This window comes from Stenotrophomonas sp. YJH_SMC_135 (genome assembly GCF_059372355.1).
Genome location: NZ_JCAFVN010000004.1, coordinates 121512 through 148482, shown reverse-complemented (window position 1 = coordinate 148482; position 26971 = coordinate 121512). Strand labels below are relative to the sequence as shown.

Annotated in this window: 21 protein-coding genes; 13 read left to right on the top strand and 8 right to left on the bottom strand. The window is 67.5% G+C overall.

Annotated elements, in window-relative coordinates; genetic code table 11:
* Nucleotides 1-149: 149 nt before the first annotated feature.
* On the bottom strand, nucleotides 150-1118 hold the full coding sequence (locus tag AC5P98_RS15415; RefSeq protein WP_049404590.1) for a LysR family transcriptional regulator: 969 nt from the start codon (nucleotides 1116-1118) through the stop codon (nucleotides 150-152).
* A gap of 109 nt (nucleotides 1119-1227) precedes the next feature.
* Here AC5P98_RS15415 and aceB point away from each other — a divergent pair, with 109 nt between their 5' ends.
* From aceB to AC5P98_RS15395, 4 genes are all read left to right on the top strand, one after another.
* Complete coding sequence (gene aceB, locus AC5P98_RS15410) at nucleotides 1228-2850, top strand: malate synthase A (RefSeq protein WP_049404592.1); 1623 nt, start codon at nucleotides 1228-1230, stop codon at nucleotides 2848-2850.
* 64 nt (nucleotides 2851-2914) lie between these two features.
* On the top strand, nucleotides 2915-4216 hold the full coding sequence (gene aceA / locus AC5P98_RS15405; RefSeq protein WP_019337654.1) for an isocitrate lyase: 1302 nt from the start codon (nucleotides 2915-2917) through the stop codon (nucleotides 4214-4216).
* 432 nt (nucleotides 4217-4648) lie between these two features.
* Nucleotides 4649-5689: a GGDEF domain-containing protein gene (locus AC5P98_RS15400; protein ID WP_032956218.1), complete on the top strand. Its 1041-nt coding sequence runs from the start codon at nucleotides 4649-4651 to the stop codon at nucleotides 5687-5689.
* Nucleotides 5690-5702: 13 nt separating this feature from the next.
* The gene (locus AC5P98_RS15395) at nucleotides 5703-8195 is read left to right on the top strand and encodes a putative peptide modification system cyclase (protein WP_049404596.1); all 2493 of its coding nucleotides are present in this window, start codon (nucleotides 5703-5705) and stop codon (nucleotides 8193-8195) included.
* A gap of 7 nt (nucleotides 8196-8202) precedes the next feature.
* Here AC5P98_RS15395 and AC5P98_RS15390 read toward each other — a convergent pair whose 3' ends face one another.
* Nucleotides 8203-8496, bottom strand: a complete 294-nt coding sequence (locus AC5P98_RS15390; protein ID WP_032956215.1) for an NHLP-related RiPP peptide — start codon at nucleotides 8494-8496, stop codon at nucleotides 8203-8205.
* A 138-nt stretch (nucleotides 8497-8634) separates the two neighbouring features.
* Here AC5P98_RS15390 and AC5P98_RS15385 point away from each other — a divergent pair, with 138 nt between their 5' ends.
* Complete coding sequence (locus AC5P98_RS15385) at nucleotides 8635-9801, top strand: putative peptide maturation dehydrogenase (RefSeq protein ID WP_049419423.1); 1167 nt, start codon at nucleotides 8635-8637, stop codon at nucleotides 9799-9801.
* 19 nt (nucleotides 9802-9820) lie between these two features.
* Here the strand turns inward: AC5P98_RS15385 and AC5P98_RS15380 are convergent, their stop codons facing one another.
* Genes AC5P98_RS15380 through AC5P98_RS15370 form a run of 3 tightly spaced genes read right to left on the bottom strand, consistent with a single transcriptional unit; the run spans nucleotide 9821 to nucleotide 14629 of the window.
* Entirely contained in the window at nucleotides 9821-11836 is a 2016-nt protein-coding gene (locus AC5P98_RS15380; protein ID WP_425603909.1) for an acetyl/propionyl/methylcrotonyl-CoA carboxylase subunit alpha, read from the bottom strand.
* A gap of 8 nt (nucleotides 11837-11844) precedes the next feature.
* Nucleotides 11845-13455, bottom strand: coding sequence for a carboxyl transferase domain-containing protein (locus AC5P98_RS15375; RefSeq protein WP_329890313.1), 1611 nt, complete (start codon nucleotides 13453-13455; stop codon nucleotides 11845-11847).
* 10 nt (nucleotides 13456-13465) lie between these two features.
* Entirely contained in the window at nucleotides 13466-14629 is a 1164-nt protein-coding gene (locus AC5P98_RS15370) for an isovaleryl-CoA dehydrogenase (protein WP_101764720.1), read from the bottom strand.
* 159 nt (nucleotides 14630-14788) lie between these two features.
* On the opposite strand from AC5P98_RS15370, the gene AC5P98_RS15365 reads away from it, so the two are divergent.
* The 3 genes from AC5P98_RS15365 to AC5P98_RS15355 all read left to right on the top strand — a co-directional run bounded on the left by AC5P98_RS15365 (nucleotide 14789) and on the right by AC5P98_RS15355 (nucleotide 17784).
* A complete protein-coding gene (locus AC5P98_RS15365) occupies nucleotides 14789-15406 on the top strand; it encodes a TetR/AcrR family transcriptional regulator (protein ID WP_014645572.1) in 618 nt (205 codons plus the stop codon).
* Between the two features lie 208 nt (nucleotides 15407-15614).
* Nucleotides 15615-16133 carry a c-type cytochrome gene (locus tag AC5P98_RS15360; protein WP_014035592.1) on the top strand — a complete coding sequence of 173 codons (519 nt, stop codon included), beginning with the start codon at nucleotides 15615-15617 and terminating at the stop codon, nucleotides 16131-16133.
* Between the two features lie 208 nt (nucleotides 16134-16341).
* Nucleotides 16342-17784: an ExeM/NucH family extracellular endonuclease gene (locus AC5P98_RS15355; RefSeq protein ID WP_049407481.1), complete on the top strand. Its 1443-nt coding sequence runs from the start codon at nucleotides 16342-16344 to the stop codon at nucleotides 17782-17784.
* A gap of 122 nt (nucleotides 17785-17906) precedes the next feature.
* Here AC5P98_RS15355 and AC5P98_RS15350 read toward each other — a convergent pair whose 3' ends face one another.
* Nucleotides 17907-18764: a membrane protein gene (locus AC5P98_RS15350; protein WP_046428023.1), complete on the bottom strand. Its 858-nt coding sequence runs from the start codon at nucleotides 18762-18764 to the stop codon at nucleotides 17907-17909.
* A gap of 43 nt (nucleotides 18765-18807) precedes the next feature.
* On the opposite strand from AC5P98_RS15350, the gene AC5P98_RS15345 reads away from it, so the two are divergent.
* Both AC5P98_RS15345 and zapE read left to right on the top strand, forming a co-directional pair.
* Complete coding sequence (locus tag AC5P98_RS15345) at nucleotides 18808-19479, top strand: alpha/beta hydrolase (protein WP_049407483.1); 672 nt, start codon at nucleotides 18808-18810, stop codon at nucleotides 19477-19479.
* Nucleotides 19476-20576, top strand: a complete 1101-nt coding sequence (gene zapE, locus AC5P98_RS15340; protein WP_049407487.1) for a cell division protein ZapE — start codon at nucleotides 19476-19478, stop codon at nucleotides 20574-20576. Before AC5P98_RS15345 ends, zapE begins: the two co-directional genes overlap by 4 nt.
* Before the next feature lie 100 nt (nucleotides 20577-20676).
* Here the strand turns inward: zapE and AC5P98_RS15335 are convergent, their stop codons facing one another.
* Nucleotides 20677-21513 carry a DUF2884 family protein gene (locus AC5P98_RS15335; protein WP_414934790.1) on the bottom strand — a complete coding sequence of 279 codons (837 nt, stop codon included), beginning with the start codon at nucleotides 21511-21513 and terminating at the stop codon, nucleotides 20677-20679.
* Nucleotides 21514-22067: 554 nt separating this feature from the next.
* Here AC5P98_RS15335 and AC5P98_RS15330 point away from each other — a divergent pair.
* Complete coding sequence (locus tag AC5P98_RS15330) at nucleotides 22068-24470, top strand: ribonucleoside-diphosphate reductase subunit alpha (protein WP_262216952.1); 2403 nt, start codon at nucleotides 22068-22070, stop codon at nucleotides 24468-24470.
* Nucleotides 24471-24614: 144 nt separating this feature from the next.
* Nucleotides 24615-25634: a ribonucleotide-diphosphate reductase subunit beta gene (locus AC5P98_RS15325; RefSeq protein WP_005420683.1), complete on the top strand. Its 1020-nt coding sequence runs from the start codon at nucleotides 24615-24617 to the stop codon at nucleotides 25632-25634.
* 132 nt (nucleotides 25635-25766) lie between these two features.
* Here AC5P98_RS15325 and AC5P98_RS15320 read toward each other — a convergent pair whose 3' ends face one another.
* Nucleotides 25767-26402 carry a LysE family translocator gene (locus tag AC5P98_RS15320; RefSeq protein WP_032956621.1) on the bottom strand — a complete coding sequence of 212 codons (636 nt, stop codon included), beginning with the start codon at nucleotides 26400-26402 and terminating at the stop codon, nucleotides 25767-25769.
* A 152-nt stretch (nucleotides 26403-26554) separates the two neighbouring features.
* Here AC5P98_RS15320 and AC5P98_RS15315 point away from each other — a divergent pair, with 152 nt between their 5' ends.
* A complete protein-coding gene (locus AC5P98_RS15315) occupies nucleotides 26555-26956 on the top strand; it encodes an acyl-CoA thioesterase (protein ID WP_053494645.1) in 402 nt (133 codons plus the stop codon).
* Nucleotides 26957-26971: the final 15 nt, after the last annotated feature.

The following is a 26971-nucleotide window of genomic DNA, read 5'->3' as shown; positions in this document are numbered from 1 at the left end:
GTTGGCGCCATGGATGGCGCCATCGAGCCCCCAAGGAGGGGTTCACGGCGTGTCCTGCCCACCCACACCGCCCCGCCATCTACGGATAGCAGGCTTTTGCTGTTGCTTTGGCTTCAGCAGGTGCAGGGCGCAGCCCTGCCGAACACCGCTCACCGCTCCGAATGCCCGCTCTGGTCGTAATCGCGCGGACTGAACAACTCCGGCTGGATCAGCTCGATGAACGCGCGCGCCTGCGCCGACAGCGCCTTGCCCCGGCGCACGATCACCCCGTAACTGCGCTCGGGGAACCAGCGCTTCATCGACTGCGCCGCCAACCGCTCGCGGTCGGCCTCGTTCAGGCACAGCGCCGGCACGATGGAAATGCCCATGCCCATCGCCACGTACTGCTTGATCACCTCCCAGCCGCCCACTTCCAGTGCCACGGTGTAGGCGATGCGGTGGCGCTGGAATACCTGGTCAACCAGCCGGTAGGTGATCTGCCGCTTCGGCGGCAGCACCAGCGGGTAGCGCGCGATGTCAGCCAGCTCCAGCTCGCCGCCACTGGCCAGCGGATGGTCGTGCGGCGCGATCAGTACCTGCTCGAAGCGGTAGGCCGGGGCGTAGGTCAGGTCGGCCGGTACATCGGTCATCGAACCGATCGCCAGGTCGGCGGCGTCCTCGCGCAGCAGGTCGGTGCCATCGGCGCTGATCGCGTTGTGCAGGGTCAGGCGCACGTCCGGGTGGTGCAGGCGGAAGCGCTCGACGATCTTCGGCAGCAGGTACAGGATCGTCGAGCTGTTGGCGGCGATGTTCAGCTCGCCCGCATCCAGGCCGCGCACCTTGTCGCGGAAGCGCGCCTCCAGCCCGTCCAGGTTTTCCACCAGTGGCTGCGCCATCTCGTACAGCAGCTGGCCCTCGCGGCTGGGCACCAGGCGCCGCCCGCTGCGCTCGAACAATGGCACTCCCAGCTCGCGCTCCAACGCCTGCAACTGCAGGCTGATGGCCGGCTGGCTGACGAAAAGTGCCTCAGCCGCCCGTGAGACCGAGCCCAGGCGCACCGTCTGGCAGAACGCACGCAATGGCTTCAGCCGGTCGGATTTGTAGGAAAAACGCGGACTTGGCGGGGTGCGTGTGCTCATCGTGTCACGAGTATTAGCACAACTTATGTAGAACATTGCAAAAACTGTTTTGCCAAATACTCCGGCCCAGCGGCACCGTGGAGACGTTCCCCACCGCTGGAGTCGCCCCATGTCCGCCGTCGCTTCCGCTGTTCCCACCCCTGCCAGCAAGGCTACCCCCGGCATCGCCCTGGCGACCCGCGTGGCCGGCCAGGACACCGTGCTGCCGGCGCCGCTGCTGGCCCTGCTGGTGTCGCTGCACCGTGCGGTGGAACCGGGCCGGCAGGCACGGCTGCAGGCGCGCCGCGAGCGCCAGGCGTTCTTCGACCAGGGCGGCCTGCCGGACTTCCGCGAGGACACCGCTGCGATCCGTAGCGGCGACTGGCGCGTTGCGCCGCTGCCGGCCGCGCTGCAGGACCGCCGCGTCGAGATCACCGGCCCCACCGACCCGAAGATGGTCATCAACGCGCTGAACTCCGGCGCCAAGGTGTTCATGGCCGACTTCGAGGATTCGACCTCGCCGACCTGGCGCAACCTGCTGGCCGGGCAGCAGTCGCTGGCCGCCGCGGTGCGTGGCGATCTCGACTACACCGCCCCCAATGGCAAGCACTACACGCTGCGCCCGTATGACGAGCAGGCGGTGCTGATCGTGCGGCCACGTGGCTGGCACCTGGACGAAAAGCACGTGCGCATCGATGGCCAGTTCATCGCCGGCGGCCTGTTCGACGCGGCGGTGTTCGCCTTCCACAACGCCCGCACCCTGCAGGCGAAGGACCGCGGCCCGTACTTCTACCTGCCCAAGCTGCAGAGCATGGAAGAGGCGGCGCTGTGGGAAACCGCGCTGTCGCACATCGAAGGCATGCTCGGCCTGCCGCACGGCCAGATCAAGGTAACCGTGCTGATCGAAACGCTGCCGGCGGTGTTCGAGATGGATGAGATCCTGCACGCGCTGCGTGACCGCATCGTCGGCCTGAACTGTGGGCGCTGGGACTACATCTTCTCGTACCTGAAGACCTTCCGGCGCCACGCCGACCGCGTGCTGCCCGAGCGCGGCCAGGTGACCATGACCCAGCCGTTCCTGAAGGCCTATTCGGAACTGCTGATCCAGACCTGCCATCGCCGTGGTGCACATGCGATGGGTGGCATGGCCGCGCAGATTCCGATCAACAACGATGCCGCCGCCAACGAACAGGCGATGGCCCGCGTGCGCGCTGACAAGCTGCGCGAAGTGACCGCCGGCCACGACGGCACCTGGGTCGCGCATCCGGCGCTGATTCCGGTGGCGATGGCGATCTTCGACGAACACATGCCCGGTGCGAACCAGCACAGCGTGCTGCGCCAGGATGTGTGCGTCGGCCGCGACGAACTGATCGCACGGCCGCCCGGCACCATCACCCGCGCCGGCTTCGAAGGCAACGTGGAAGTCTGCGTGCGCTACCTGGCGGCATGGCTGGATGGCAACGGCTGCGTGCCGATCCACCACCTGATGGAGGACGCGGCCACCGCCGAGATCAGCCGCAGCCAGTTGTGGCAGTGGCTGCATACGCCGGGCCAGCAGCTGGACGATGGCACCGCCATCGACCTGGCACTGCTGGATGCCACGCTGGCACAGCTGCCGGCACGGCTGGGTGACACCGCCACGCTGCCCGGTGGCGCACGCATCGGCGAGGCCATCGCCCTGCTCGGCGAACTGAGCCGCAGCGACGAACTGACCGATTTCCTGACCCTGCCGGCCTACGCGCGCATCGACTGATCGCCGCCCGCGTCTCCCGCCGTTTCCCTCCCCGCTGCACGCACGAACCGAACTGGAGAAAGACATGAGCAAGCTGCCCACTGCCGAACAGATCCAGCACGACTGGGATACCAACCCGCGCTGGGAAGGCATCCAGCGCAACTACAGTGCCGCCGACGTGGTGCGCCTGCGCGGCACCGTCCACATCGAGCATTCGCTGGCCCGCCTGGGTGCGGAGAAGCTGTGGGCATCGCTGCATGAGCGCGAGTTCGTCAACGCGCTGGGTGCATTGACCGGCAACCAGGCCATGCAGCAGGTCAAGGCGGGCCTGAAGGCGATCTACCTGTCCGGTTGGCAGGTGGCGGCCGACGCCAACCTGGCCGGGCAGATGTATCCGGACCAGTCGCTGTACCCGGCCGATTCGGTGCCGGCAGTGGTCAAGCGCATCAACAACACGCTGCTGCGCGCCGACCAGCTGCACCACGCCGAAGGCAAGGATGACATCGACTTCCTGCAGCCGATCGTCGCCGATGCGGAGGCCGGTTTCGGCGGCGTGCTCAATGCGTTCGAACTGATGAAGGCGATGATCGAGGCCGGTGCCGCCGGCGTGCATTTCGAAGACCAGTTGGCGTCGGTGAAGAAGTGCGGGCACATGGGCGGCAAGGTGCTGGTGCCGACCCGCGAGGCGATCGAGAAGCTCAATGCCGCGCGGCTGGCCGCCGATGTGCTGGGTGTGCCGACCCTGCTGGTGGCGCGCACCGATGCCGAAGCGGCTGATCTGCTGACCAGCGACATCGACGGCAACGACAAGCCGTTCACCACCGGCGAGCGCACCGTCGAAGGCTTCTACAAGACCCGCAACGGCCTGGACCAGGCGATCAGCCGCGGCCTGGCCTATGCGCCCTACGCCGACCTGGTGTGGTGCGAGACCGGCAAGCCGGACCTGGAGTTCGCACGCAGGTTCGCCGAGGCGATCCACGCGAAGTTCCCGGGCAAGCTGCTGGCCTACAACTGCTCGCCCAGCTTCAACTGGAAGAAGAACCTGGACGACGCCACCATTGCGAAGTTCCAGCGCGAACTGGGCAGCTACGGCTACAAGTTCCAGTTCATCACCCTGGCCGGGTTCCATGCGTTGAACTACGGCATGTTCAATCTGGCCCACGGCTACGCACGCCGCCAGATGAGCGCGTTCGTCGAGTTGCAGGAAGCCGAGTTCGAAGCGGCCGAGCGCGGCTTCACTGCGGTCAAGCACCAGCGCGAGGTCGGTACCGGCTACTTCGATGCGGTGACCCAGGCGATCCAGCAGGGCCAGTCGTCGACCACCGCGCTGACCGGCTCGACCGAGGAAGAACAGTTCCATGGCGGGCGCAGCGAACGCGCGGCGTGATGCGGCGCGCCGCGTGATCCGGTGGTGACGGCCGCTGGCCGGCAACCCATCGATGTTTCCGAAGCCCATGCAGTTGCCGGCCAGCGGCCGGCACTAACGGGCTCCGGGTGATCAGGGTGGCCAGGGAAGGGCCAGACAACGCCGGCCGGTCGGGGGACCTGCCGGCGTTGTTGTATCGATGCAAGGGCGCAGCACGCGCGGAGCGTCAATCAGGCGCACCCCGGTGCCAGCAACTTGGCCGAAACCCTGTGAAACCCGGCATCGGATTGATCCAGCAGGAGTTTTGCCCGGACACCCGTGACCAGAACGGGCCATCACCGATCTTCACATCAATCAAGATCGGCAGAAGGGTCAAAATGAGATAGGGCGCACACTTTAAAGCGGTGCTATGCTCCGCGGCTCACCAGGGGACGCTGGCGGCGGGTGCAGGGAATGACCGGCAGGGGTGCGGCCGAGAACAGTGATGTGACGACAGGTATCGCCCGGGTGGCGATGGCCGAGATCGTGCACGCTCTGTTGTCCGATGCCGAGGTGGCATTGTTCGCCAGATTCGCCCGCGCATGCAAGCTCCGTGCCGGACAGTGGCTGTTCCAGCGTGGCCACCGCGGCGAGCGCATGTATGTGATCCTCGAAGGCCAGATCGAACTGGACTTCGGCGAGGACCTGGTGATCAAGACGCTCGGGCAGCACGAGTTCTTCGGAGAACTGGGCCTGTTGGTCGGCGACCACCTGCGCAGCGCCAGTGCGCGCGCGCTGGTCGACTGCGATGTGCTGGAGCTGGGCCCGGCCGATTTCCATCGGCTGGTCGAATCCGATCCCGGCCTGGTGGCCTATTTCCTGCGCCGCACGATCATGCGCGTGCTGGCCAACGAACAGGCACTGATCGCACAGCTGCGCCGGCGCAACCACGATCTGGAAACCGCGCTGGACAATCTGTACATCACTACCCATCAGTTGACCCACACCCGTGAGCTGGTGCGTACCGATGAACTGACCGGGCTGCACAACCGGCGAGGCCTCACCCTGTACCTGCAGGAGTGCCGCGAGCGGGCCGAGGGGCCGCCGCAGGCGCTGCTGCTGATCGATTGCGACCGCTTCAAGCAGATCAACGACCGCCATGGCCACCAGGCCGGCGACCGCGTGCTGCAGAGCATGGGCAACATCCTGCGCTCGATGGCCGGCGAGCAGGACCTGGCCTGCCGGCTTGGTGGCGATGAGTTCTGCCTGATCCTGCGCCGTGGCAATCACGAGATCGTGCAGCACGCGGCCGAGTTCATCATCAGTGCGGTGCATGGCCTGCTCGAGCGCAGCCATGGCACGCCGCATGTGAGCCTGGTCAGCATCGGCGCCTGCCTGTTGGCGCCGGAGGCAGGCTGGAGCGAGTGGTATGCCTGCGCGGATCGTGCGCTGTACCAGGCCAAGCGCGATGGCGGCAACTGCCTGCGCTGGGCGGATGATCCGGACGGCCAATAGGGAGAGGCAGGCGATGAATGGCGACAACGGAACGTCAGCCCCGCATAGCCCACAGCTGCGCGCCCTGCTGTTCACCGATCTGTGTGATTCGCTGCAGCTGGTCGAGCGGATCGGCGATGTGGCGGCGGCAAGCCTGTTCCAGGAACACGATCGCCTGGTACTGGTGCTGCAGCAGCGCTGGAACGGCCAGCTGATCGATCGCTCCGATGGCTTGTTCATGCTGTTCGAGCGCGTCGTCGACGCACTGGGCTTCGCCCTGGACTACCAGCGCGAACTGCACGCGCTGGGCCAGCAGCGCGCGATTGAACTGCGCGCGCGCGCCGGCCTGCACGTGGGCGACGTGCTGACCTGGGAGAACAGTGCCGAGGCGGTCCGTGCCGGTGCCAAGTCGATGGAGGTGGAAGGCCTGGCCAAGCCGATGGCGGCGCGCCTGATGATGCTGGCCCGCCCCGGCCAGATCCTGCTGTCGGCGGTGGCCGAATCGCTGACCCGCCGTGCCACCGATGCACTGGGCGAGCGTGGCACGCGCCTGCTGTGGAAATCGCACGGGCGCTGGCGCTTCAAGGGCGTGCCGGTGGTGCAGGAAGTGATCGAAGTGGGCGAGATCGGTTCGGCGCCGCTGCGCATGCCGCGCGCCAACGCCAAGGCGCGCCGCGACCTGCCGCTGTGGCGGCAACCGCTGGTGCTGGCCGCCGAAGGCCTGATCCTTGCCGCGGCCGTGCTGGGCGGCTGGCTGCTGCTGCGGTCGGAGCCGGCCATTGCCTTCGCCGAACGTGACTGGGTGGTGCTTGGCGATGTCGACAACCTCACCGGCGATCCGATCTTCGATGACTCGATGCGGCACGCGATCCGGATCGCGCTGGAACAGTCGCGCTACGTGAACGTGCTGTCGGAAGGCAAGATCCGCGAAAGCCTGGAAATGGCGCGGCTCTCGGGCGATACCCGGCTCAACCGCGATACCGCGGTCGATGTGGCGGTGCGGGAGGGCGCGCGCGCGGTGCTGCTGCCGACCGTGCGGCAGAAGATCGGTGGCTACGAGCTGGCCATCGATGTTGCCGCACCGGGCAGTGGCCAGGTGATCCAGACCTTCACCGCCACCGTCGATCGATCCGACCAGATGGTGTTCGCGGTGGACGACGTGGTCGGTCGCCTGCGTCGCGGACTGGGCGAGTCGGTGGCCAGCCTGGAGCAATCCCTGCCGCTGCCGCGCGCCTCGACCCAGGACCTGCGCGCACTGCGCGCGTTCGCGCTGGCCGAGAGCGCACTGGGTCAGCGTCGCTTCGAAGAAGCCCGCAACCTCTACCAGGCCGCGATCGACATCGATCCCGGTTTTGCCCTGGCCTACATGGGCGTGGCCAAGCTGCATGCGCGCGTCGAGGAAGGGCGGCGCGCGCGCGAAGCCATGCAGCACGCGCTGGACCTGCAGGATCGCCTGCCGCCACGCGAGCGGCTGTACCTGAAGGCCTGGATGGCCGAGCTGGAGCCCGGTGGCTGGCCGCTGGAGCACTGGCGCACGCTGGCCAAGGTCTATCCGGATTCGTTCGCGGGGCTGTCCAACACGTCCTGGTACCTGTTGCAGGCCAACCAGTTCAGCGAGGCCGAACCCTATGCGCGTGCGGCTGCGGTGCCGCAGGATCCGCTGCGCCTGTATCCGCTGGTCCACCTGGTGCGGATACAGATCGCCGCCAACCAGCCGCAGCTTGCGGCCGGGACGCTGGCCCAGGCACAGGTCCTGCGCGGTCGTGATGATGTCGATGAGACCGGCGTGGACGTGCTGGTGGCGCAGGGACAGTATGCGAAGGCCGCGCAGCTGCTGCCGCAGATCCGTGCCACCGATGCCCTGCAGCAGCGCATGAAGCTGCGCGCGCAGCTGCTGCTGGCGGCCGCGCAGCGCGATTGCGCGGCCATGCAGCAGGCGGTACGCGAAGACGCACCGGCGCCGACGCTGGCCGACTTCCAGGTGCAGCAGCGACTGCAGCACGCCAGCGTATCGGCGCTGTGCGGCACGGCGGACCGGACCGGACTGCAGGCCATCGCCGCACTGCTGCAGCCGATGCTGCAGGAGCGCGATGATCCCATGCTGCATGCGCGTGTCCTGCAATGGCTGGCGCTGGTGCACCTGGCCCAGCGCCAGGGCCAGTTCGATCTGGCCAGGCGCTGGCTGGACGAGCAGCGGCCGCTGCTGAGCAGCCTGCGTAGTCCAGTCGCGGAACGCTGGCTGCGCATCGTCAGCGCGGAGGATCAACTGCAGATGCAGCGACCGGATGCCGCCCGCACCCTGATCGAGCCGATGCTCGACGGCAACGAGCCGGTGCAGGCCCACGTGGTGCTGCTGCTCGCGTTGCGTGCGCAGGGCGACGCCGCCGCCGTCCGCCGCCAGCAGGCCTGGCTGGCCCAGCACCGGGGCCGGGCGATTGCCGAGGTCACCGCGCTGCAGGTGTGGCAACCGCTGAACGTGCATGACGTCTCCACGTGGGCGACGCCGGCCACGGCCGGCGCACCGTGATGGTCGGTCAGCCGTCGATGCGTTCGCCGACCTTGCCGGCTTCGAAGCAGAACACCACGGTCATGGCCGCTACCGACCCGGACAGGTGGGCCTGCAGCCCATCACGCACCCGGCTCAGTTCCTCGACCGAGGCCAGGGTGCCGATCTTCATGCAGTCGTTTTCGCCAACGGCACCGTCCAGCCCGATCGAGGCCAGGGCCTTGGCCGGCGAAGCAGTGAAGTGGCTACGGAACGCTTCGCTGCCGATCAGGTGGTCCAGCAGGGTGCTGGCGTCGGCGGCGGAAAGACGGGGATGGCTCATGGGGATTGTCCGTAGGTGGAGCTACTCCTATCGGCCGCGACAGCCTGCCATTGAGGGCCGCGCTGTGCACGTCGCTAAAGTTGGCCGCGCTGCGGTCGTTGCTGCTATGCCGGCTGTGCGGCACAAGGAAGGAAACCGATGCGCCTGCGCCGCTGCGCCAGCCTGATGTTCGAGCCTCGCGAGGCGGTCACCCTGGACCTGCGTGCGATGCTGGCCGGCCACGCCGAGCTGGACAGCCAGATCAGCTGGGTGGCGCTGGCCGCCCACCTGGACCAGCCACTGCCGGTGGACGCCGAGGAGCGCCAGCTGCTGGGCGGGCTCAGCGCGCACCGCTGGAGCGAACCGCCCGCCGATGCCTGCCCGGCCATGCTGGCCCGCCTGGTCGAACAGGGCCTGCTGTTGACCGACCCACCGAGCGAGGTGGGGCACCAGATGCGCGACGAGGCGCTGCGGCGCAGCCAGTGGTGGCCATTGGCTGCGCTGGCCCATCGCCATGCGCGCTGGCAGGCCGTGGACAGCGTGGAGGACATGCGCCGGCAGGGGTTGGACACCGCGGCCGGCCTGCGCCAGCGCCTGGGGCCGCCACCGCCGGTGGTGCAGCCGATGCAGGGCGACTACCAGCCGCTGCCGCGCAGCGAAGAGGCCGCGTTCGATGCACTGCTGGCGCGTCGCACCACCTGCCGCAATTTCGACCCGCAGCGCGCGTTGCCGCTGCCGCTGCTGGCCCAGGTGCTGCAGCGTACGCTGATGGCGCACGCGGTGCAGAAGGTCGAGCGTGATACCGAGTTCCTGAAGAAGAACGTGCCCTCTGGTGGCGGCCTGCATCCTACCGAAGGTTTCCTGCTGGTACAGAACGTGGAAGGACTGGTACCGGGGCTGTACCACTACCACCCCGTGCAGCACGCGGTACTGCCGTTGCCTTCGCCGCCGGCAGATGCATTGCCTGCGCTGGCACGGCGGATGCTGTCCGGTCAGGAGTGGTTCGCCGATGCACCGGCGCTGCTGGTGCTGGCACCGCGGTACGACCGCTGCTTCTGGAAGTACCGCAATCACGCCAAGGCATATCGTGCGGTGACGCTGGATGTCGGCCACATCTCGCAGCTGCTGTACCTGTGCGCGACCGAGCGTGGCCTGGCGGCATTTGTCACCGCAGCCATCAACGATGCCGATGTCGATCGCGCCTTCGGTTTCGACGGCATCGGACAGAGTGCGATGGCCATCTGCGGCCTGGGCTGGCGCAGTGCCACGCTGGACACGGCCGAATTCGATCCCGCTGGCCGGGTGGTGGCGGGCGACGACCGCTGAGCGGTCGCCGCCCCGGCGTTCACGCCGCTTCGAAGTCCACCAGCACCGCGCCGTCGCCGACCTGGTCGCCGGCCTTGGCACGGTAACCCTTCACCGTGCCATCGGCCGGTGCCTGCAGGGTGTGCTCCATCTTCATCGCTTCCAGCACCACCAGCGGCGTGCCGCGCTTGACCTCGGTACCGGCCGCGACCAGCGTGGCCACGATCCTGCCCGGCATGGGTGCCAGCAGGCTGCCGGCGTCGGCCACGGCGTGGTCCGATTCACCCACTGGATCATGCAGGGTGAAGCGGTGCTGGCCGTCGGCGCCGAACAGGTACAGCTGGTTACCGTCGCGCAGCAGCTGCAGCGACCCGCGGCGCTCGCCCAGCTGCACCGTCAGGCCGTGCACATCGGCCGTGCCGATCATCCGCACCGGTGCAGCGTCATCGCACTGCACGCGCCAGCCATCGGCCTGCGCCCACACCTTCAGCGTGTGCTTGCGTTCGCCCTGCTGCAGCGGCACTACGCGCGGCGCGGACGCGCCGAGGCGCCAGCCATCCTGTGACCGCCACGGCGAATGCGGATCGCGCACGTCGGTGCTGGCGGGCACCGTGCTTGCCACCGCAGCCACGGCGGCCAGCAGCCACAGGTCCGCACCCGCGTCGCCCACGGCACTCAATGCCGCCTGTTCGCGTTCGATCAGCGCCGTATCCAGCCTGGCGTGCGCGAACGAATCGGTATTCACCAGGCGGCGCAGGAAGCCGGCGTTGGTGGTCACGCCCACCACCTGGCAGTCGGCCAGGGCCTGGCTCATGCGGCGCAGCGCGGCGTCGCGGTCCACGTCCCAGACGATCAGCTTGGCGATCATCGGATCGTAGTACGGGGTGATGCTGTCGCCTTCCTCCACGCCGGTATCGACGCGCACGTTGGCCGACGCTGCCGGCAGGCGCAGGCGGCGCAGGGTGCCGGTGGAGGGCAGGAAGCCACGGTCGGCATCCTCGGCGTACAGACGCGCTTCGATCGCGTGGCCGTGGATGGCCAGCTGGTCCTGGCGCAGCGGCAGCGGTTGGCCCGAAGCCACGCGCAGCTGCCACTCCACCAGGTCGGTGCCGGTGATGTATTCGGTGACCGGGTGCTCGACCTGCAGGCGGGTGTTCATTTCCATGAAGTAGAAATCGCCGTCCGGGCCGGCGATGAATTCCACCGTGCCCGCACCCTCATAGCCCACTGCGCGTGCGGCATCGACCGCGGCCTTGCCCATTGCAGCACGACGTTCCGCGCTCATGCCCGGCGCGGGTGCTTCTTCCAGCACCTTCTGGTGGCGGCGCTGCACCGAGCAGTCGCGCTCGAACAGGTAGACCGCCTCACCGTGGCTGTCACCGAACACCTGGATCTCGATATGGCGCGGGCGCTCGACGTACTTCTCGACCAGCACGTGGTCGTTGCCGAACGCCGAGGCCGCCTCGCGCTGGCAGCTGGCCAGCGCATCGACGAAGTCCTCGCTGCGTTCGACCTTGCGCATGCCCTTGCCACCGCCACCGGCGCTGGCCTTGATCAGCACCGGGTAGCCGATGCCATCGGCCTGCGCGCGCAGGAAGTCCGGCGCCTGCTGGTCACCGTGGTAACCCGGCGTCAGCGGCACACCGGCCTTGGCCATCAGCGCCTTGGCCGCGCTCTTGTCACCCATCGCTCGGATCGCGCTGGGCGGTGGCCCGATGAAGGTGATGCCGGCGGCGGCGCAGGCATCGGCGAAGTCGGCATTCTCGGACAGGAAGCCGTAACCGGGGTGGATGGCCTGTGCGCCGGTAGCGCGCGCGGCGTCAAGCAGGGCATCGCTGCGCAGGTAGCTCTCGCGTGCGGCGGCCGGGCCGATGTGGACGGCTTCGTCGGCCAGGCGCACGTGGCGTGCGTTGCGGTCGGCATCGGAATACACCGCCACGGTGGCGATGCCGAGGCGGCGGCAGGTAGCGATGACGCGGCAGGCGATTTCGCCGCGGTTGGCGATCAGGACTTTGCTGAACATGGCAACGTGCTTCATAGGAGCGTGCTCGGTCATGGCACGGGTCACATGCGGAACACGCCGAAGCGCGTCTGCTGAGGGGCGGCGTTGAGGCTGGCCGACAGCGCCAGCGCCAGCACCTGGCGGGTGTCGGCCGGATCGATCACGCCGTCGTCCCACAGGCGCGCGCTGGCGTAGTACGGGTGGCCCTGCTGTTCGAACTGGTCGCGGATCGGTGCCTTGAAGGCATCCTCTTCCGCCGCCGGCCACTGGCCGCCCTTGGCTTCAATGCCATCGCGCTTGACCGTGGCCAGCACACTGGCGGCCTGCTCGCCGCCCATCACGCCGATGCGCGCGTTCGGCCACATCCACAGGAAGTTCGGCGAGTACGCACGGCCGCACATGCCGTAGTTGCCGGCACCGAACGAGCCGCCGATCACCACGGTGAACTTGGGCACCTTGGCACAGGCCACCGCCATCACCAGCTTGGCGCCGTCCTTGGCGATGCCGCCCTGTTCGTACTTGCGGCCGACCATGAAGCCGGTGATGTTCTGCAGGAACACCAGCGGGATGTTGCGCTGGGTGCACAGCTCGATGAAGTGCGCGCCCTTCAGGGCCGACTCGGAGAACAGGATCCCGTTGTTGGCGATGATGCCGATCGGGTAGCCGTTCAGATGGGCGAAACCGGTCACCAGCGTTGCGCCGTAGCGCGGCTTGAACTCGTCGAAGCGCGAGCCATCCACCAGCCGCGCGATCACTTCGCGAACGTCGTAGGGCTTGCGCGTATCGGCTGGGATCACGCCATACAGCTCATGGGCCGGCAGCAATGGCGCTTCAGGGGCCCGCACCGCCATCGCCGGTTCCGGCTTGCGCCAGTTGAGCTGGGCGATGATCGCGCGCACCCGTGCCAGTGCCTGCAGATCGTTGTCGGCCATGTGGTCGGCCACGCCGGAGATGCGGGTGTGCACGTCGGCGCCACCCAGTTCCTCGGCCGTGACCACTTCACCGGTGGCCGCCTTCACCAGCGGCGGGCCGCCGAGGAAGATCGTGCCCTGCTCGCGCACGATCACGGTCTCGTCGCTCATCGCCGGCACATAGGCGCCACCGGCGGTGCAGCTACCCATCACGCAGGCGATCTGCGGAATGCCCTGCGCCGACAGGTTGGCCTGGTTGTAGAAGATGCGGCCGAAATGGTCGCGGTCGGGGAAGACTTCGTCCTGCAGCGGCAGGAACGCGCCACCGGAATCGACCAGGTAGATGCACGGCAGGTGGTTCTGCTCGGCGATCTCCTGCGCGCGCAGGTGCTTCTTCACCGTCATCGGGTAGTAGGTGCCGCCCTTGACCGTGGCGTCGTTGGCCACGATCACGCATTCCACGCCGCTCACCCGGCCGATGCCGGCCACCACGCCCGCGGCGGGCACGGCGTCTTCATACATGCCGTGCGCGGCCAACGGCGCGATTTCCAGAAAGGCGCTGCCGGGGTCGAGCAGGGCGTCGATGCGGTCGCGCACCAGCAGCTTGCCGCGCGCGGTGTGCTTGGCGCGTGCCGCCTCACTGCCACCCAGCGCGGTGCGCGCGAGGGTGGCATGCAGGTCGTCGACCACGGCCTGCATGGCCGCGCGGTTGCTTTCAAACGTTTCGCTGCCCGGTTGCAGCTGGCTGTTCAGGACGGTCATCGCGGTGGCCTTACAGGGTGCGCTGGAATAGTTCGCGGCCGATCAGCATGCGGCGGATCTCCGAGGTGCCGGCGCCGATTTCATACAGCTTGGCGTCGCGCCACAAGCGGCCGGTCGGGTATTCGTTGATGTAGCCGTTGCCGCCGAGGATCTGGATCGCCTGGCCGGTCAGCCAGGTGGCCTTCTCGGCGGCGTACAGGATCGCACCGGCGGCGTCCTGGCGGGTGGTGCGGCCCTGGTCGCAGGCGCGCGCCACGGCATAGACATACGCGCGGCAGGCACCCAGGCCCACGTACATGTCGGCGATCTTGGCCTGGATCAGCTGGAAGCTGCCGATCGGTTCGCCGAACTGGTGGCGCTCGTGCACATAGGGCATGACCACGTCCATGGCCGCGGCCATCAGGCCCAGCGGGCCACCGGACAGCACCACGCGCTCGTAGTCCAGGCCGGACATCAGTACGCGCACGCCACCGCCGACCTGGCCCAGCACGTTCTCTTCGGGAATCTCGCAGTCCTGGAACACCAGCTCGCAGGTGGGCGAGGAGCGCATGCCGAGCTTGTCCAGCTTCTGCGCGGTGGAGAAGCCCTTCATGCCCTTCTCGACCAGGAACGCGGTGATGCCCTTGGCACCGGCGTCCATGTCGGTCTTGGCGTAGACCACCAGCACGTCGGCATCCGGGCCGTTGGTGATCCACATCTTGTTGCCGTTGAGCACGTAGCGGTCGCCGCGCTTGTCGGCACGCAGCTTCATCGACACCACGTCCGAACCGGCACCCGGTTCGCTCATCGCCAGTGCGCCGACCAGGCTGCCATTGCACAGGCCGGGCAGGAAGCGCTGCTTCTGTTCTTCGTTGCCGTTCTTGCGCAGCTGGTTCACGCACAGGTTGGAGTGCGCGCCATAGGACAGGCCGATGCCGCCGGAGGCGCGCGAGATTTCTTCCATCGCCACCACGTGGGCCAGGTAGCCCATGCCGGTACCACCGTATTCTTCTTCCACGGTGAGGCCGAGCAGGCCCTGTTCGCCCAGCTTCGGCCACAGGGCCAGCGGGAACTGGTTACTGGCATCAGCCTCGGCGGCCAGCGGTGCGACCTCGGCGGCGGCAAAATGGGCCACGCTCTGGCGCAGCAGGTCGATGTCTTCGCCAAGATCGAAGTTCAGGGATGGCACGTGCATTGTGGTGGCTCCACGGCGGGATGGCAGGGAATGGACGCACCCGGCGGGGGAGCGGGCGGCGGTCGGCAGGACCGCCACCCGCACGGGCGATGGCCCCAGCGTAGCGGGGTTCGGATAAGAAGTGAATACGAATTCAAAAATTGAAACTAGAATCAGAACATGGCCTATAAACGCTCTGCATTGATGGAAGAACGCCTGGCGGGCGCCCGTGAACGGATCCTGCTGGCCACCCGCGAGCTGGTCGCCACCGGCGGCTGGCGCAACGCCCCGGTGACCGCCGTGGCGACCCAGGCGGGGGTGTCCACCGGCCTGATCTATCGCCACTTCCCGTCCAAGGCCGAGCTGTTCGTGGAGGTGCTCAACGCCGCGGTGGCCCACGAGGTCGCGATCATGGAGCGCATCGCCAGCGGTCCGGAGGTGGCCAGCGAGCGCCTGCGGCTGGCAATCACCGCCTTCGTCCGCCGCGCCCTGGCCGGGCCGGGGCTGGCGCACGCCTTCATCGTCGAACCGGTCGATCCGGACGTGGAGGCCGAGCGCATGCGCGGACGTCGCGCGTTCGGCGACGTGTTCCTGCGGCTGGTGGAGGAAGGCGTGGCCGCCGGTGAGCTGCCGGCGCAGGACGCGCATGTGGCCGCCGCGTGCCTGGTCGGCGCCTTCACCGAAGCGATGGTCGGTCCGACCGCGCCCAGCCGCGAAGCGCACCGCGACGAAGACGCGCTGGTGGATGCGATCTGCAGCTTCTGCCTGCGCGCGATCGGTGCCCCGGTAATCCGGTAGCGCCGGCCGCTGGCCGGCTTCTGTTGCTGGGGTCAGATCCCTTTTGCGCCGCAAAAGGGATCTGACCCCATCCCCGACCGCATCCCCCGGCATGTTGCGCCGCACCAGCAGTGACGCCTGTTGTCGCACGCAAGGCGCGTTCTATACTCGGTCCATCACGCAGTCGCTCAGCCGTGGTCCAACGACTATCAGCCAGGGGTAACGAAGAGTGCGGAATTACGATCTGGAGTTCCTGAAACGCTTCTCCATGGTGATCGCGCTGCTGGCGACCATCACCCTCGGCCTCATCCTCCTTGCCGCCTACATCCACACCCGGATTCCGCCCGAGGTGTCGCCGACCGCGGCCAAGCGCACCGAACAGCGCATCTCGCCCACCGGCGCGGTCTATGCCGGCAGCACCGGCGCCGCCGCGCAGGCCGCGGCCAAGGCTGCCGCTCTGGCCAAGGCCGCCTCGCAGGTGGCCTACGGCGGCACCAAGGATGGCAAGGTGATCTTCGACAACCTGTGCACCGCCTGCCACACCAACGGTGTGGGCATGGCACCGACGCTGGACCATTCGCATTGGGACAAGCGCATCGCGCAGGGCAAGGACACCCTCTACAAGCACGCCATCGAGGGCTATACCGGCCCCGACGGCGGCATCATGCCGCCCAAGGGCGGCAACCCGGCGCTGACCGAAGAACAGATCCATGCCACCGTGGACTGGATGCTGGGCAACCTGAAGTAACCGCCGCAACGCGCCGCTTCCTGTAGAGCCGAGCCCGCGCTCGGCTGCTCTCCGCGCGGTGCGGCCAGGTGCAGCCGAGCATGGGCTCGGCTCTACGATCCCCCGGCTTTGCCCACCGAGGCCTGATCGCTCATATGCCCCCGCTGCGCAGGCGGGGTTTCGCATTTCAGGGTTAGTCTGTGCGCCTCTTCCATGGAGTCGCCCGTTGATGCGCCGCCGTTCCCTCGCCCTTGCCCTGTCCCTGCTGCTGCCGGCCGGCGCCTTTGCCCAGGCCCAGCCGCAGGCCACGCCGGTCGCGCCCTCCGTCGCGCGCGGCAGCGCCACTGTGGTGCTGACCGCCGCGCCGGCCGACTGGCGCGCGCTGGATGGGCAGCGCGTGCGCATCGCCGCGCCGCTCACCCTGGCCGGTACCGACGGCCTGCAGCACTTCGGCCAGCTCACGGTGGCGTTCGATGGCCGTCTCTGGCAGCCGACCGAAGTGGCCGCGCCGGGCACTGCCGGCTATGAGCAGGTGATGGCCGACAACCGGCGCCGCCGCCTGGTGCTGGAAGATGGCAGCGATGCCCGCGACCCCGCCAGCGTGCCCTACCTGCCGGGCAACCCGGTGCTGCGCACCGGCATGCAGCTGCGCAACGTGGAGGGCATCGTGCGCGTGGACGCGCAGGGCCATCCGCGCCTGCAGGTCGAAGGCGCGCTGAAGCTGCCGGAACTGAAGCGCCCGGCAGTACCCACGGTGCCGGGCAGCCTGCACGTGGCCGCCTTCAACCTGGAGAATTTCTTCAATGGTGACGGCCAGGGCGGTGGCTTCCCGACGCTGCGCGGCGCGCGCACGCTGGACGAGCACAAGGCGCAGCTCGCCAAGCTGGTCACCACGGTCAACGCGTTGGGCGCCGATGTCGCTGCGCTGATGGAACTGGAGAACGACGGCTACGGCCCGCACTCGGCCATCGCCGAACTGGTCGACGCGCTCAACCGCGACCGCGGCGCGCAGGGCGACTGGCGCTTCGTCGACGCCGGCAACGGCCCCGGCGACAACCCGATCCGGGTCGGGATCATCTACCGAAGCACGCGCCTGCAGCCGGTCGGCAAGCCGGCCACGCTGACCGGCGGCCCGTTCGTCGAGCACAGCCGCGTACCGTTGGCGCAGGCCTTCCAGGGCAAGCAGGGCGCGCCGTTCGTGGTGGTTGCCAACCATTTCAAATCGAAGGGTTGCCGTGACGCGGCCGGTGCCGACGCCGACCGCAACGACAATCAGGGCTGCTGGAACGCCACCCGTGTGACGTCGGCGCAGCAGCTGCACGCCTGGCTGCAGACCGATCCGACCGGTACCGGCGCCAGGGACGCGGTGCTGCTGGGTGACTTCAATGCCTACGCGATGGAAGACCCGATCCGCGCCCTGCATGATCTGGGCTGGCAGGACGCGTTCAAGGTTGCCAAGGTCGAGCATCCCTACAGCTACGTCTACAACGGCTACACCGGCCGCCTCGACCACGCGCTGCTGAACCCGGGCATGGCCAGGCGCCTGCGCGGTGCCGCCGAATGGCACAGCAACGCCGACGAGCAGGACGCCAGCGGCTACCAGGGCCGCAACGTGCAGGGCCCGTGGCGCAGCTCCGACCACGACCCGCTGCTGCTGGGCTTCGACAAGTAACGCGCCAGGCCGGGGTCGGATCCCATTCCCACGGAATGGGCTCTGACCCAAGGCATCGCGGGGTCTGAGGCGTAGGGGTCAGAGCCCATTCCGTGGGAATGGGATCCGACCCCGGGTATCGCTCACCCCCAGGCGATCATCCCGATCGCCAGCACCGCCAGCGCCAGTCCCGCGCGGTTCCACTTCGTGGTGGCCTCGCCGAAGACGAACATGCCTACCAGCGCGCCCAGCACCACCACGCCGATGTTCATGCCGGCGAACACGGTGGCCGGGCTCTCTGGCATCGCCTGGTGCGCATGCACATAGAACAGGATGTTGCCGCCATTGAGCAGGCCCAGCAGTGCACCCGCGCCGAGGTTGCGCCAGGCCAGTCGGCTGCGGCCACTGACATGCCGCCACAGCTGCATTGCCAGCATCAGCACGAAGGCGACGCTGAAACTGGCCAGCACCGCCGCCATCGACGGCGTGCCGGACAGCGCCACCTGCTTGAGCAGCACGTCCACCACTGCGAATCCGGCCCATACGCCCAGCAGCCAGCCCCAGCCGCCGGGTGAGGACGCCACCGCCGGGCCGCGCGGGCGCAGGCTGATGGCCACCATCGCCAGCAGGCCCAGGCCCAGGCCGGCCAGTTTCCAGGGCGTTGCGGTCTGGCCGAAGCACAGGAAGGCGGCGGCCAGGGAAAGCAGCAACGACAGCCGCTGCGCCACGTCGCTGCGGACGATGCCGGCCACCGCCACCGCGCGGCCCAGTACCAGGAAGATCGAGGGCAGCACCACCGCCAGCGCCAGCAGTGACAGCCACGGCGCATGCGGCGCGCGCAGCGCATCCAGCGGTGGCTGCAGCACCACGGCGGTGAGCGTTGCCGCCACCAGATAGTTCCAGGTGACCATCTGCGCAACATCCAGCTGGCGGCGTGCGGCCACCTTCAACAACACCGAAACCAGCACACTGCAGATCACGGCCAGTGACAGATAGAGCATGGGGCGGGCACAGGGCAGGGGCGGGGGACGGTATCATGGTGCCATGCACAAGCCCTTGTTCCCCGTTGCCCCCGGCGAAACCGCCTGCCTCGAACTGGACGGCCCGGCCGGCCCGCTGGAAGTGGTCGTCGACCTGCCCAAGGCCGATGTGCCGGTGCAGCCGATCGTGGCCATCGTCTGCCATCCGCTGTCCACCGAAGGTGGCACCCTGCACAACAAGGTGGTCACCATGACCGCCTCCACCCTGCGCGAGCTGGGCATCGCCACGGTGCGCTTCAACTTCCGCAGCGTGGGTGGTTCGGCTGGCACCTTCGATGGCGGCGTGGGCGAGCAGGATGACCTGAAGGCCGTCGCGGCCTGGGTGCGCAGCCAGCGCCCGGACGACCGCCTGTGGCTGGCCGGTTTCAGCTTCGGCGCGTTCGTGTCGCTGAAGGCCGCCGCCACGCTGCAGCCGGAAGCGCTGATCTCGATCGCGCCGCCGGCCGGTCGCTGGGATTTCGACGGCATCGCGCCGCCGGCGCGCTGGCTGGTGATCCAGGGCGAGCAGGACGAGATCGTCGACCCGCAGGTCGTCTACCAGTGGCTGGACACGCTGGACGCCCCGCATGAGCTGGTACGCATGCCCGAGACCAGCCACTTCTTCCACCGCAAGCTGATCGACCTGCGCGGCGCGCTGACCCACGGCGTCAAGCACTGGCTGGGCGCGGCGGCATGAGTGCACCCGAGCTGACCCCGTCGCAGCGGTATGCGGAAGGGGTTGCCCGTGGCGACTGGCAGAACGATCCGGCCCAGCATGCGGCGCTGGCCGAGCTGGACCGCATCCACCTGGGCCTGCTGGACAGTGCCGAGGATGGCTGGCTGGACCGCCTGTCTTCGTTCTGGAAGAAGCCCGAGCCGGTCAAGGGCCTGTACTTCTGGGGCGGCGTCGGCCGTGGCAAGACCTTCCTGGTCGACCTGTTCTACGACGGGCTGCCGATCAAGCAGAAGTACCGCACCCATTTCCACCGCTTCATGCGCAGCGTCCATGAGCGCCTGCGCGAGCACCAGGGCCAGAGCGACCCGCTGGCGAAGATCGCCCAGGAATGGCGCAGCAACCTGCGCGTGCTGGTGCTGGACGAGTTCTTCGTCACCGACATCGGCGATGCGATGCTGCTGGCGCGGCTGCTGGAGCGGCTGTTCGCCGAGGGCGTGACCCTGGTCACCACCTCCAACACCGCAGTGGAGAACCTGTACCTCAACGGCCTGCAGCGCGAGAGCTTCCTGCCGGCCATCGGCCTGCTGCAGCGCTTCTGCGTGGAGCTGTACGCCGAAGGTACCGAGGATTACCGGATGCGCGCGCTGACCCGCTCGCCGGTATACCGCGCACCGCTGGCGGCCGACAGCGACGACTGGCTGGCCACGCGCTGGAACGAGTTGAGTGGCGGCCAGCCGGCCAAGGCCGGCAACATCGAGATCGAGGGCCGCAAGATTCCGGTACGCGGCCGTGGCAAGAGCATTGCCTGGTTCGATTTCGCCGCGCTGTGCGAAGGCCCGCGCGGGCCCTCGGATTACATCGAGATCGCGCACGAGTTCAACACGGTGCTGCTGGGCGGCATTCCCGCCTTCGACCGCTTGAATGAGGATGCCGCGCGCCGCTTCGTCAACCTGATCGACGAGCTGTACGACCGCCACGTCAACCTGGTCTGCACCGCCAGCACCTCGCCGATCGAGCTGTACACCGGCCAGCGCCTGCAGGGCGCGTTCGAGCGCACCGCCTCGCGCCTGATCGAGATGCAGAGCGCCGAGTACCTGGGTACCCCGCACCGGGCGTGAGGGCGGTTTACTGTAGAGCCGAGCCCACGCTCGGCTGCTTCTGGATGATGTGCCGAAAGGGAGCCGAGCATGGGCTCGGCTCTACAGCAGCGCCGCGCAGCTATCGGGAAGGTGCCACAGCGTTGTCACGCGGCCGCTCATCCGGCCCGGCCGACACCTGCAGGCCCGAGCCATCGCCGTGCTCCACCCGAACGCTCTCGCTGCGCTCCAGCAGCCGCAGCGGTTGGCCTTGGTAGCGCACTTCCAGCGCGTCATGGGTGTCGGCCAGCGACTGCACCAGCGGGCACAGCGACTGTGCTTGGGCCTCGATGCGTTCGGCGCGGCCTTCCAGCTGCTGTTCCATCTGCGCGTCCAGACGGTCGGCGCGTGCCTCCATCGCAGCGCTGCGTCCGGTGAAGATCTGCCACAGCATGCTGCGGGCGATGGAGGCGGACAGCGACTCGGCCATGTCCTGCACCTTGGCCTCGAAGCCTGGCCCGAACACAGCCTGTTCCCAGTAGCCCTTGCCCAGCGTGCCGCCGATCCAGTCATCGGCCTGCCGGCGCAGGCGCCGGACCTTGCGGCTGTTGGCGGTACCGGTGAGGCTTTCATAGACCCCGTCGAGCACGTCGAAGCTCAGTCCGCTCACTTCATGGGCCAGCGCCGTGGCGGCCGGCATCAGCTGCCGTGCCCCGGCCTCCATCTGCCGAAGGCGGGCCGCGTCGGCCTCGCTGACCGGCACGACCGTGTCGTCCAGGCTCAGCACGCCATCGTGGAACACCACCTCGTGCGGTGCCTGCGGGCCATGCCGCAGCCAGATGCCACCGCTGTCCACCAGCACGTCATAGTCGGTGTGGATACCGCACTGGTCCGCGCGCAGCTTCGGGGTGTCAGCGGCAATTGCAGGTACGGTGACCACAGCAGCCAGCAGGGCCAAGGCGGGTGCTGACAGGCGCATGGTGGAATCCTTTCCGGTCATTGCAGGACCCCAGCATCCCGCGTTCGGCAGGCGCCGTCACCCGCCGAAAGTCACTGCGCGATGGCGATTCGTCCGGCCATACCGGCTTTCCCACCGGCTGCCCACCACCTATCCACAGGGTTGTCCCTAGCCAGTTTCATCACTGTCATGTGAAGCTGTCATTGTTCCGTTTTCGCGGTGCGTTGTGCCACCGCAATGACGCCTTTCGGACTTGACTGCGCAGCCCGTTCCGGCAGGTCTGAAGCGTCTGATCAGGGCGCCGATGGCACGATCCTTGCGGCGCAAGGGATTGCCGAATTTCACTACATTTGGCGTTGACGGACCCCATTACCCCCACTATCTTGTGGCCGTCGGTCGCAGCAACCCCCATTCCAGGGGTTGCCCCGGGGTACCCATCCGCGATCGTCAACGGCAGTGGCAGGCGCAGGGTCTCATCCCCTGCGACGCCGTCCTGCCATCCTGGGCTGTCATGTCCCGGGCCGCGTCACCCGATGCATCGAGCACCCCCAAATCACGCCAAGAGGACACACGCCGTGAGCACCGAATCCAGCGCCACCATCGAGAAGGAAAGCGAATTCCTGTTGACGTCGCCGCCGACGGCCAACGCGATGAGTGTGACCAAGCGCAATGGGACCACCGAACTGGTGGACCTGAACAAGATCGTGCGTGCGGTGCAGCGTTCCTCCGAAGGCCTGCACGCCGTCGACCCGATGCGCGTGGCCACCCGCACCATTTCCGGCCTGTACAACGGTGCCACCACCCGCGAGCTGGACGAACTGTCCATCCGCACCGCCGCCCTGCTGATCGGTGAAGAGCCCGAGTACGGCCGCCTCGCCGCGCGCCTGCTGGCCAACTACATCGCCAAGGAAGTCTCGGGCCAGGAAATCTACGCCTTCTCGCAGTCGGTCAGCCGTGGCCATGAAGTCGGCCTGATCAACGACCGCCTGCTGAACTTCGTGCAGACCAACGCACGCAAGCTCAACGATGCCATCGACATCTCGCTGGACCTGAACTTCGATTACTTCGGCCTGCGTACCCTGTACGACCGTTACCTGCTGCGCCACCCGCACACCCGCAAGGTGATCGAGACCCCGCAGCAGTTCTTCCTGCGCATCGCCAGCGCGCTGAGCGAGGACGTGTCCGAGACCCTGGCGCTGTACAAGCGCATGGGCAACCTGGACTACCTGCCGTCCAGCCCGACCCTGTTCAATTCTGGCACCACCCACGAGCAGCTGTCCTCGTGCTTCCTGCTGGACTCGCCGCAGGACTCGCTGGAGTCGATCTATGCCAAGTACGGCGACATCGCCCAGCTGTCGAAGTTCTCCGGCGGTATCGGCGTCAGCTACACCCGCGTGCGTTCGCGTGGCTCGCTGATCAAGTCGACCAACGGCCACTCCAACGGCATCGTGCCGTGGCTGAAGACCATGGATTCGTCGGTGGCCGCGGTGAACCAGGGCGGCAAGCGCAAGGGCGCGGCCTGCGTGTACCTGGAAACCTGGCACGCCGACATCGAGGACTTCCTCGAGCTGCGTGACAACACCGGTGACGAAGCCCGTCGTGCGCACAACCTGAACCTGGCCAACTGGGTGCCGGACCTGTTCATGAAGCGCGTCGAAGCCGACCAGGAATGGTCGCTGTTCGATCCGCGCGTCGTGCCGGAGTTCACCGACCTGTTCGGCGAAGCCTTCGAGCAGGCCTACCTGCAGGCCGAAGCCCAGGGCAAGGCCAACCGCACCATCTCCGCGCGCAAGCTGTATGCCCGCATGATGCGTACCCTGGCCGAGACCGGCAACGGCTGGATGACCTTCAAGGACAAGTGCAACCGCGCCAGCAACCAGACCCTGCGTCCGGGCAACGTGATCCACCTGTCCAACCTGTGCACCGAAATCCTGGAAGTCACTTCCAACGATGAAACCGCCGTGTGCAACCTGGGTTCGATCAACCTGGGCAACCACTTCGACGAGCACAACGAGTTCGACTTCGAGAAGCTGGCCGAGACCGTTCGCCTGGCCGTGCGCCAGCTCGACCGCGTCATCGACCTGAACTTCTACCCGATCGAAACCGCCCGCCGCGCCAACCTGCGCTGGCGTCCGGTCGGCCTGGGCTGCATGGGCCTGCAGGACGTGTTCTTCCGCAAGCGCCTGCCGTTCGACAGCGCCGAAGCCCGCGCCCTGTCGAAGAAGATTGCCGAAGCGATCTACTTCCACGCGCTGGAAACCTCCTGCGAGCTGGCCCAGGAACGTGGCAAGCACCCGTCGTTCAACGACACCCGTGCCGCCGGTGGCGAACTGCAGTTCGACGCCTGGAACGTGGTGCCGGAAGACACCGCGCGCTGGGATGCCCTGCGCGCCCGCATCAAGGAACACGGCCTGCGCAACTCGCTGATGATCGCGATCGCCCCGACCGCGACCATCGCCTCGATCGCCGGCTGCTACGAGTGCGTCGAGCCGCAGGTGTCCAACCTGTTCAAGCGCGAGACCCTGTCCGGTGACTTCCTGCAGGTCAACCGTTACCTGGTCAACGAGCTGAAGAAGCTGGGCCTGTGGACCGCCGACATGCGCGATGCCATCAAGCTGGCCGAAGGCTCCATCGCCGGCGTGGCGCAGATTCCGGAAACGCTGCGCGAGGTCTACCGCACCGCGTGGGAACTGCCGATGCGTTCGCTGATCGACATGGCCGCCGAGCGTGGCGCCTTCATCGACCAGTCGGCCTCGCTCAACCTGTTCATGGAAAGCCCGAACATCGGCGCGATGTCCTCCATGTACATGTACGCCTGGAAGCAGGGCATCAAGACCACCTACTACCTGCGTTCGCGCCCGGCCACCAAGATCGCCAAGACCACGGTCAGCGCTGCGGCCCCGGCCAAGGTGTTCAGCCCGGACGAAGCCATCGCCTGCTCGCTGGAAAACCCGGAAGCCTGCGAGGCCTGCCAGTAAGACACCGCGCGGTGGGTGCCGACCGTTGGTCGGCACTCGAACACCTCGCACCTGTAGAGCCGAGCCATGCTCGGCTGCGGAAAAACACCCACGGTAGCGCCGGGCCACGCCCGGCGGCTCACCCAGGAATTCAAGGAAACACCCATGGCCGACAAGCCCAAGCAGATGCTGCTCGATCCCGGTTTTGAACTGACCCTGCGCCCGATGCGCTACCCGCAGTTCTATGACATGTACCGGAATGCGATCAAGAACACCTGGACGGTGGAAGAGATCAACTTCCAGATCGACATCACCGACCTGCACAGCAAGATGTCGCCGGGTGAGCGCCACCTGATCCACCGCCTGGTCGCGTTCTTCGCCACCGGCGACTCGATCGTCTCCAACAACCTGGTGCTGAACCTGTACCAGCATCTCAATGCGCCCGAAGCGCGCATGTACCTGTCGCGCCAGCTGTATGAAGAAGCACTGCACGTGCAGTTCTACCTGACCCTGCTGGACAACTACCTGCCGGATCCGGAAGAGCGCGCCAAGGCGTTCTCGGCGGTGGAGAACATCGACTCGATCAAGAAGAAGGCCGATTTCTGCTTCAAGTGGATCGACTCGATCCAGGACCTGACCCGCATCGAGACCCGCGAACAGCGCCGCCAGTTCCTGCTCAACCAGATCTGCTTTGCCGCCTGCATCGAAGGCCTGTTCTTCTTCGCTGCGTTCGCCTACGTGTACTACTTCCGTTCGCGCGGCCTGCTGCCGGGCCTGGCCTCGGGCACCAACTGGGTGTTCCGCGACGAGAGCGCGCACATGGAGTTTGCGTTCGAGTCGGTGCGCGTGGTGCGTGAGGAAGAGCCGGACCTGTTCGACGACGAGATGAAGCAGCAGGTCTACGACATGCTGGCCGAAGCCATCGAATGCGAAGTGCAGTTCGCCGAGGACGTGCTGTCCGGCGGCGTGGCCGGCATCTCGACCCGCGACATGCGCCAGTACCTGCAGCACTGCGCCGACCAGCACTTCGCCAAGCTGGGCATGGAAAAGAAGTACAACGTGCGCAACCCGCTGCCGTTCATGGAACTGCAGGACGTGCAGGAGCTGACCAACTTCTTCGAACGCCGCGTCTCGGCCTACCAGGTCGGCGTGCAGGGCGAAGTCGCCTTCGACATGAACTTCTGATCGAAACGGCCAGGCCTGTCGCAACGAAGAACCCCGGCCAATGCCGGGGTTTCTTGTTTCCGTAGCGTCGAGCCATGCTCGACTGATCTTCGCAAACAGCAGTCGAGCACGGCTCGACTCTACAAGGAGCGGCTAGCGCCGCCCTTCCACCGCCATGCGCACCGCCAGCCCGGCCAGCACCGTGCCCATCAGCCAGCGCTGCACCATCTGCCAGGTGGGGCGCGCGGCCAGGAAGCCGGCGATGCTGCCGGCGGTCAGCGCGATCATGCCGTTCACGCTGACGCTGACCAGGATCTGGGTGGAGCCCAGCACGATTGACTGCATCAGCACGCTGCCTTCGCCGTCCGGGTGCAGGAACTGTGGCAGCAGCGACAGGTACATCACCGCCACCTTCGGGTTCAGCAGATTGGTCAGGAAGCCCATCGTGAACAGCTTGCGCGGGCTGTCCTGCGGCAGGTCACGCACCGCGAACGGCGAACGGCCGCCGGGCCTGAGCGCCTGCCAGGCCAGGTACAGCAGGTACAGCGCGCCGCCGATGCGCAGCGCGTCGTAGGCGAACGGCACGGTCATCAGCAGGGCGGTGATACCCAGTGCCGCACACAGCATGTAGAACACAAAGCCCAGCGCCACCCCGCCCAGCGAGATCAGGCCAGCCATCGGCCCCTGGCAGATCGAGCGCGAGATGACGTAGATCATGTTCGGCCCGGGCGTGAGCACCATGGCCAGCGAAACCAGCGCAAAGGCCAGCAGGTCGGAAGTGGCGGGCATGGGCAGTCCTGGCAGTGGGCGTGGCGCAGTGTAACGCCTGCCGCAGGCGCGGCCTGCGCAGGCACCGCTGCCGGGTGACCGTTGCACGTGCATGCCGATGGCCATCACGCCGGTCGCTTAGAATCCGCAGCACCCCACACCGAAGCACCCCCATGACCCCGATCCCCGAGACCGTGCCGCCCACCGAAGTGCGCATGGCTGAAATCGTCTTCCCCAACCACACCAACCACCTGGGCACCCTGTTCGGTGGCCAGGCATTGGCATGGATGGACAAGGCCGCGTTCCTGGCCGCCGCCCGCTATTCGCGCCGCACCGTGGTGACCGCGCGCAGCGACCAGGTCGACTTCAAGCTGCCGATCCGCATCGGCCAGATGGTGGAAACCATCGGCCGCATCGTCGAAGTCGGCCGCAGCTCGATGAAGGTCGAGGTGGAACTGGTCGCCGAGGACCTGCACAGCGGCGAGCGCAAGCTGTGCACCCGCGGCCACTTCGTGATGATCGCGCTGGACGAGGAAGGCCACCCGATCGCGGTGGCGCCGCTGCCGGCCGCCTGAGACCACCGGCTGAAC

What these genes read in the sequence shown, in the direction of transcription:
- AC5P98_RS15415 (WP_049404590.1), bottom strand. Translation starts at nt 1,118, where the DNA reads ATGAGCACACGCACCCCGCCAAGTCCGCGTTTTTCCTACAAATCCGAC.
- aceB (WP_049404592.1), top strand. Translation starts at nt 1,228, where the DNA reads ATGTCCGCCGTCGCTTCCGCTGTTCCCACCCCTGCCAGCAAGGCTACC.
- aceA (WP_019337654.1), top strand. Translation starts at nt 2,915, where the DNA reads ATGAGCAAGCTGCCCACTGCCGAACAGATCCAGCACGACTGGGATACC.
- AC5P98_RS15400 (WP_032956218.1), top strand. Translation starts at nt 4,649, where the DNA reads ATGACCGGCAGGGGTGCGGCCGAGAACAGTGATGTGACGACAGGTATC.
- AC5P98_RS15395 (WP_049404596.1), top strand. Translation starts at nt 5,703, where the DNA reads ATGAATGGCGACAACGGAACGTCAGCCCCGCATAGCCCACAGCTGCGC.
- AC5P98_RS15390 (WP_032956215.1), bottom strand. Translation starts at nt 8,496, where the DNA reads ATGAGCCATCCCCGTCTTTCCGCCGCCGACGCCAGCACCCTGCTGGAC.
- AC5P98_RS15385 (WP_049419423.1), top strand. Translation starts at nt 8,635, where the DNA reads ATGCGCCTGCGCCGCTGCGCCAGCCTGATGTTCGAGCCTCGCGAGGCG.
- AC5P98_RS15380 (WP_425603909.1), bottom strand. Translation starts at nt 11,836, where the DNA reads ATGACCGAGCACGCTCCTATGAAGCACGTTGCCATGTTCAGCAAAGTC.
- AC5P98_RS15375 (WP_329890313.1), bottom strand. Translation starts at nt 13,455, where the DNA reads ATGACCGTCCTGAACAGCCAGCTGCAACCGGGCAGCGAAACGTTTGAA.
- AC5P98_RS15370 (WP_101764720.1), bottom strand. Translation starts at nt 14,629, where the DNA reads ATGCACGTGCCATCCCTGAACTTCGATCTTGGCGAAGACATCGACCTG.
- AC5P98_RS15365 (WP_014645572.1), top strand. Translation starts at nt 14,789, where the DNA reads ATGGCCTATAAACGCTCTGCATTGATGGAAGAACGCCTGGCGGGCGCC.
- AC5P98_RS15355 (WP_049407481.1), top strand. Translation starts at nt 16,342, where the DNA reads ATGCGCCGCCGTTCCCTCGCCCTTGCCCTGTCCCTGCTGCTGCCGGCC.
- AC5P98_RS15350 (WP_046428023.1), bottom strand. Translation starts at nt 18,764, where the DNA reads ATGCTCTATCTGTCACTGGCCGTGATCTGCAGTGTGCTGGTTTCGGTG.
- AC5P98_RS15345 (WP_049407483.1), top strand. Translation starts at nt 18,808, where the DNA reads ATGCACAAGCCCTTGTTCCCCGTTGCCCCCGGCGAAACCGCCTGCCTC.
- zapE (WP_049407487.1), top strand. Translation starts at nt 19,476, where the DNA reads ATGAGTGCACCCGAGCTGACCCCGTCGCAGCGGTATGCGGAAGGGGTT.
- AC5P98_RS15335 (WP_414934790.1), bottom strand. Translation starts at nt 21,513, where the DNA reads ATGCGCCTGTCAGCACCCGCCTTGGCCCTGCTGGCTGCTGTGGTCACC.
- AC5P98_RS15325 (WP_005420683.1), top strand. Translation starts at nt 24,615, where the DNA reads ATGGCCGACAAGCCCAAGCAGATGCTGCTCGATCCCGGTTTTGAACTG.
- AC5P98_RS15320 (WP_032956621.1), bottom strand. Translation starts at nt 26,402, where the DNA reads ATGCCCGCCACTTCCGACCTGCTGGCCTTTGCGCTGGTTTCGCTGGCC.
- AC5P98_RS15315 (WP_053494645.1), top strand. Translation starts at nt 26,555, where the DNA reads ATGACCCCGATCCCCGAGACCGTGCCGCCCACCGAAGTGCGCATGGCT.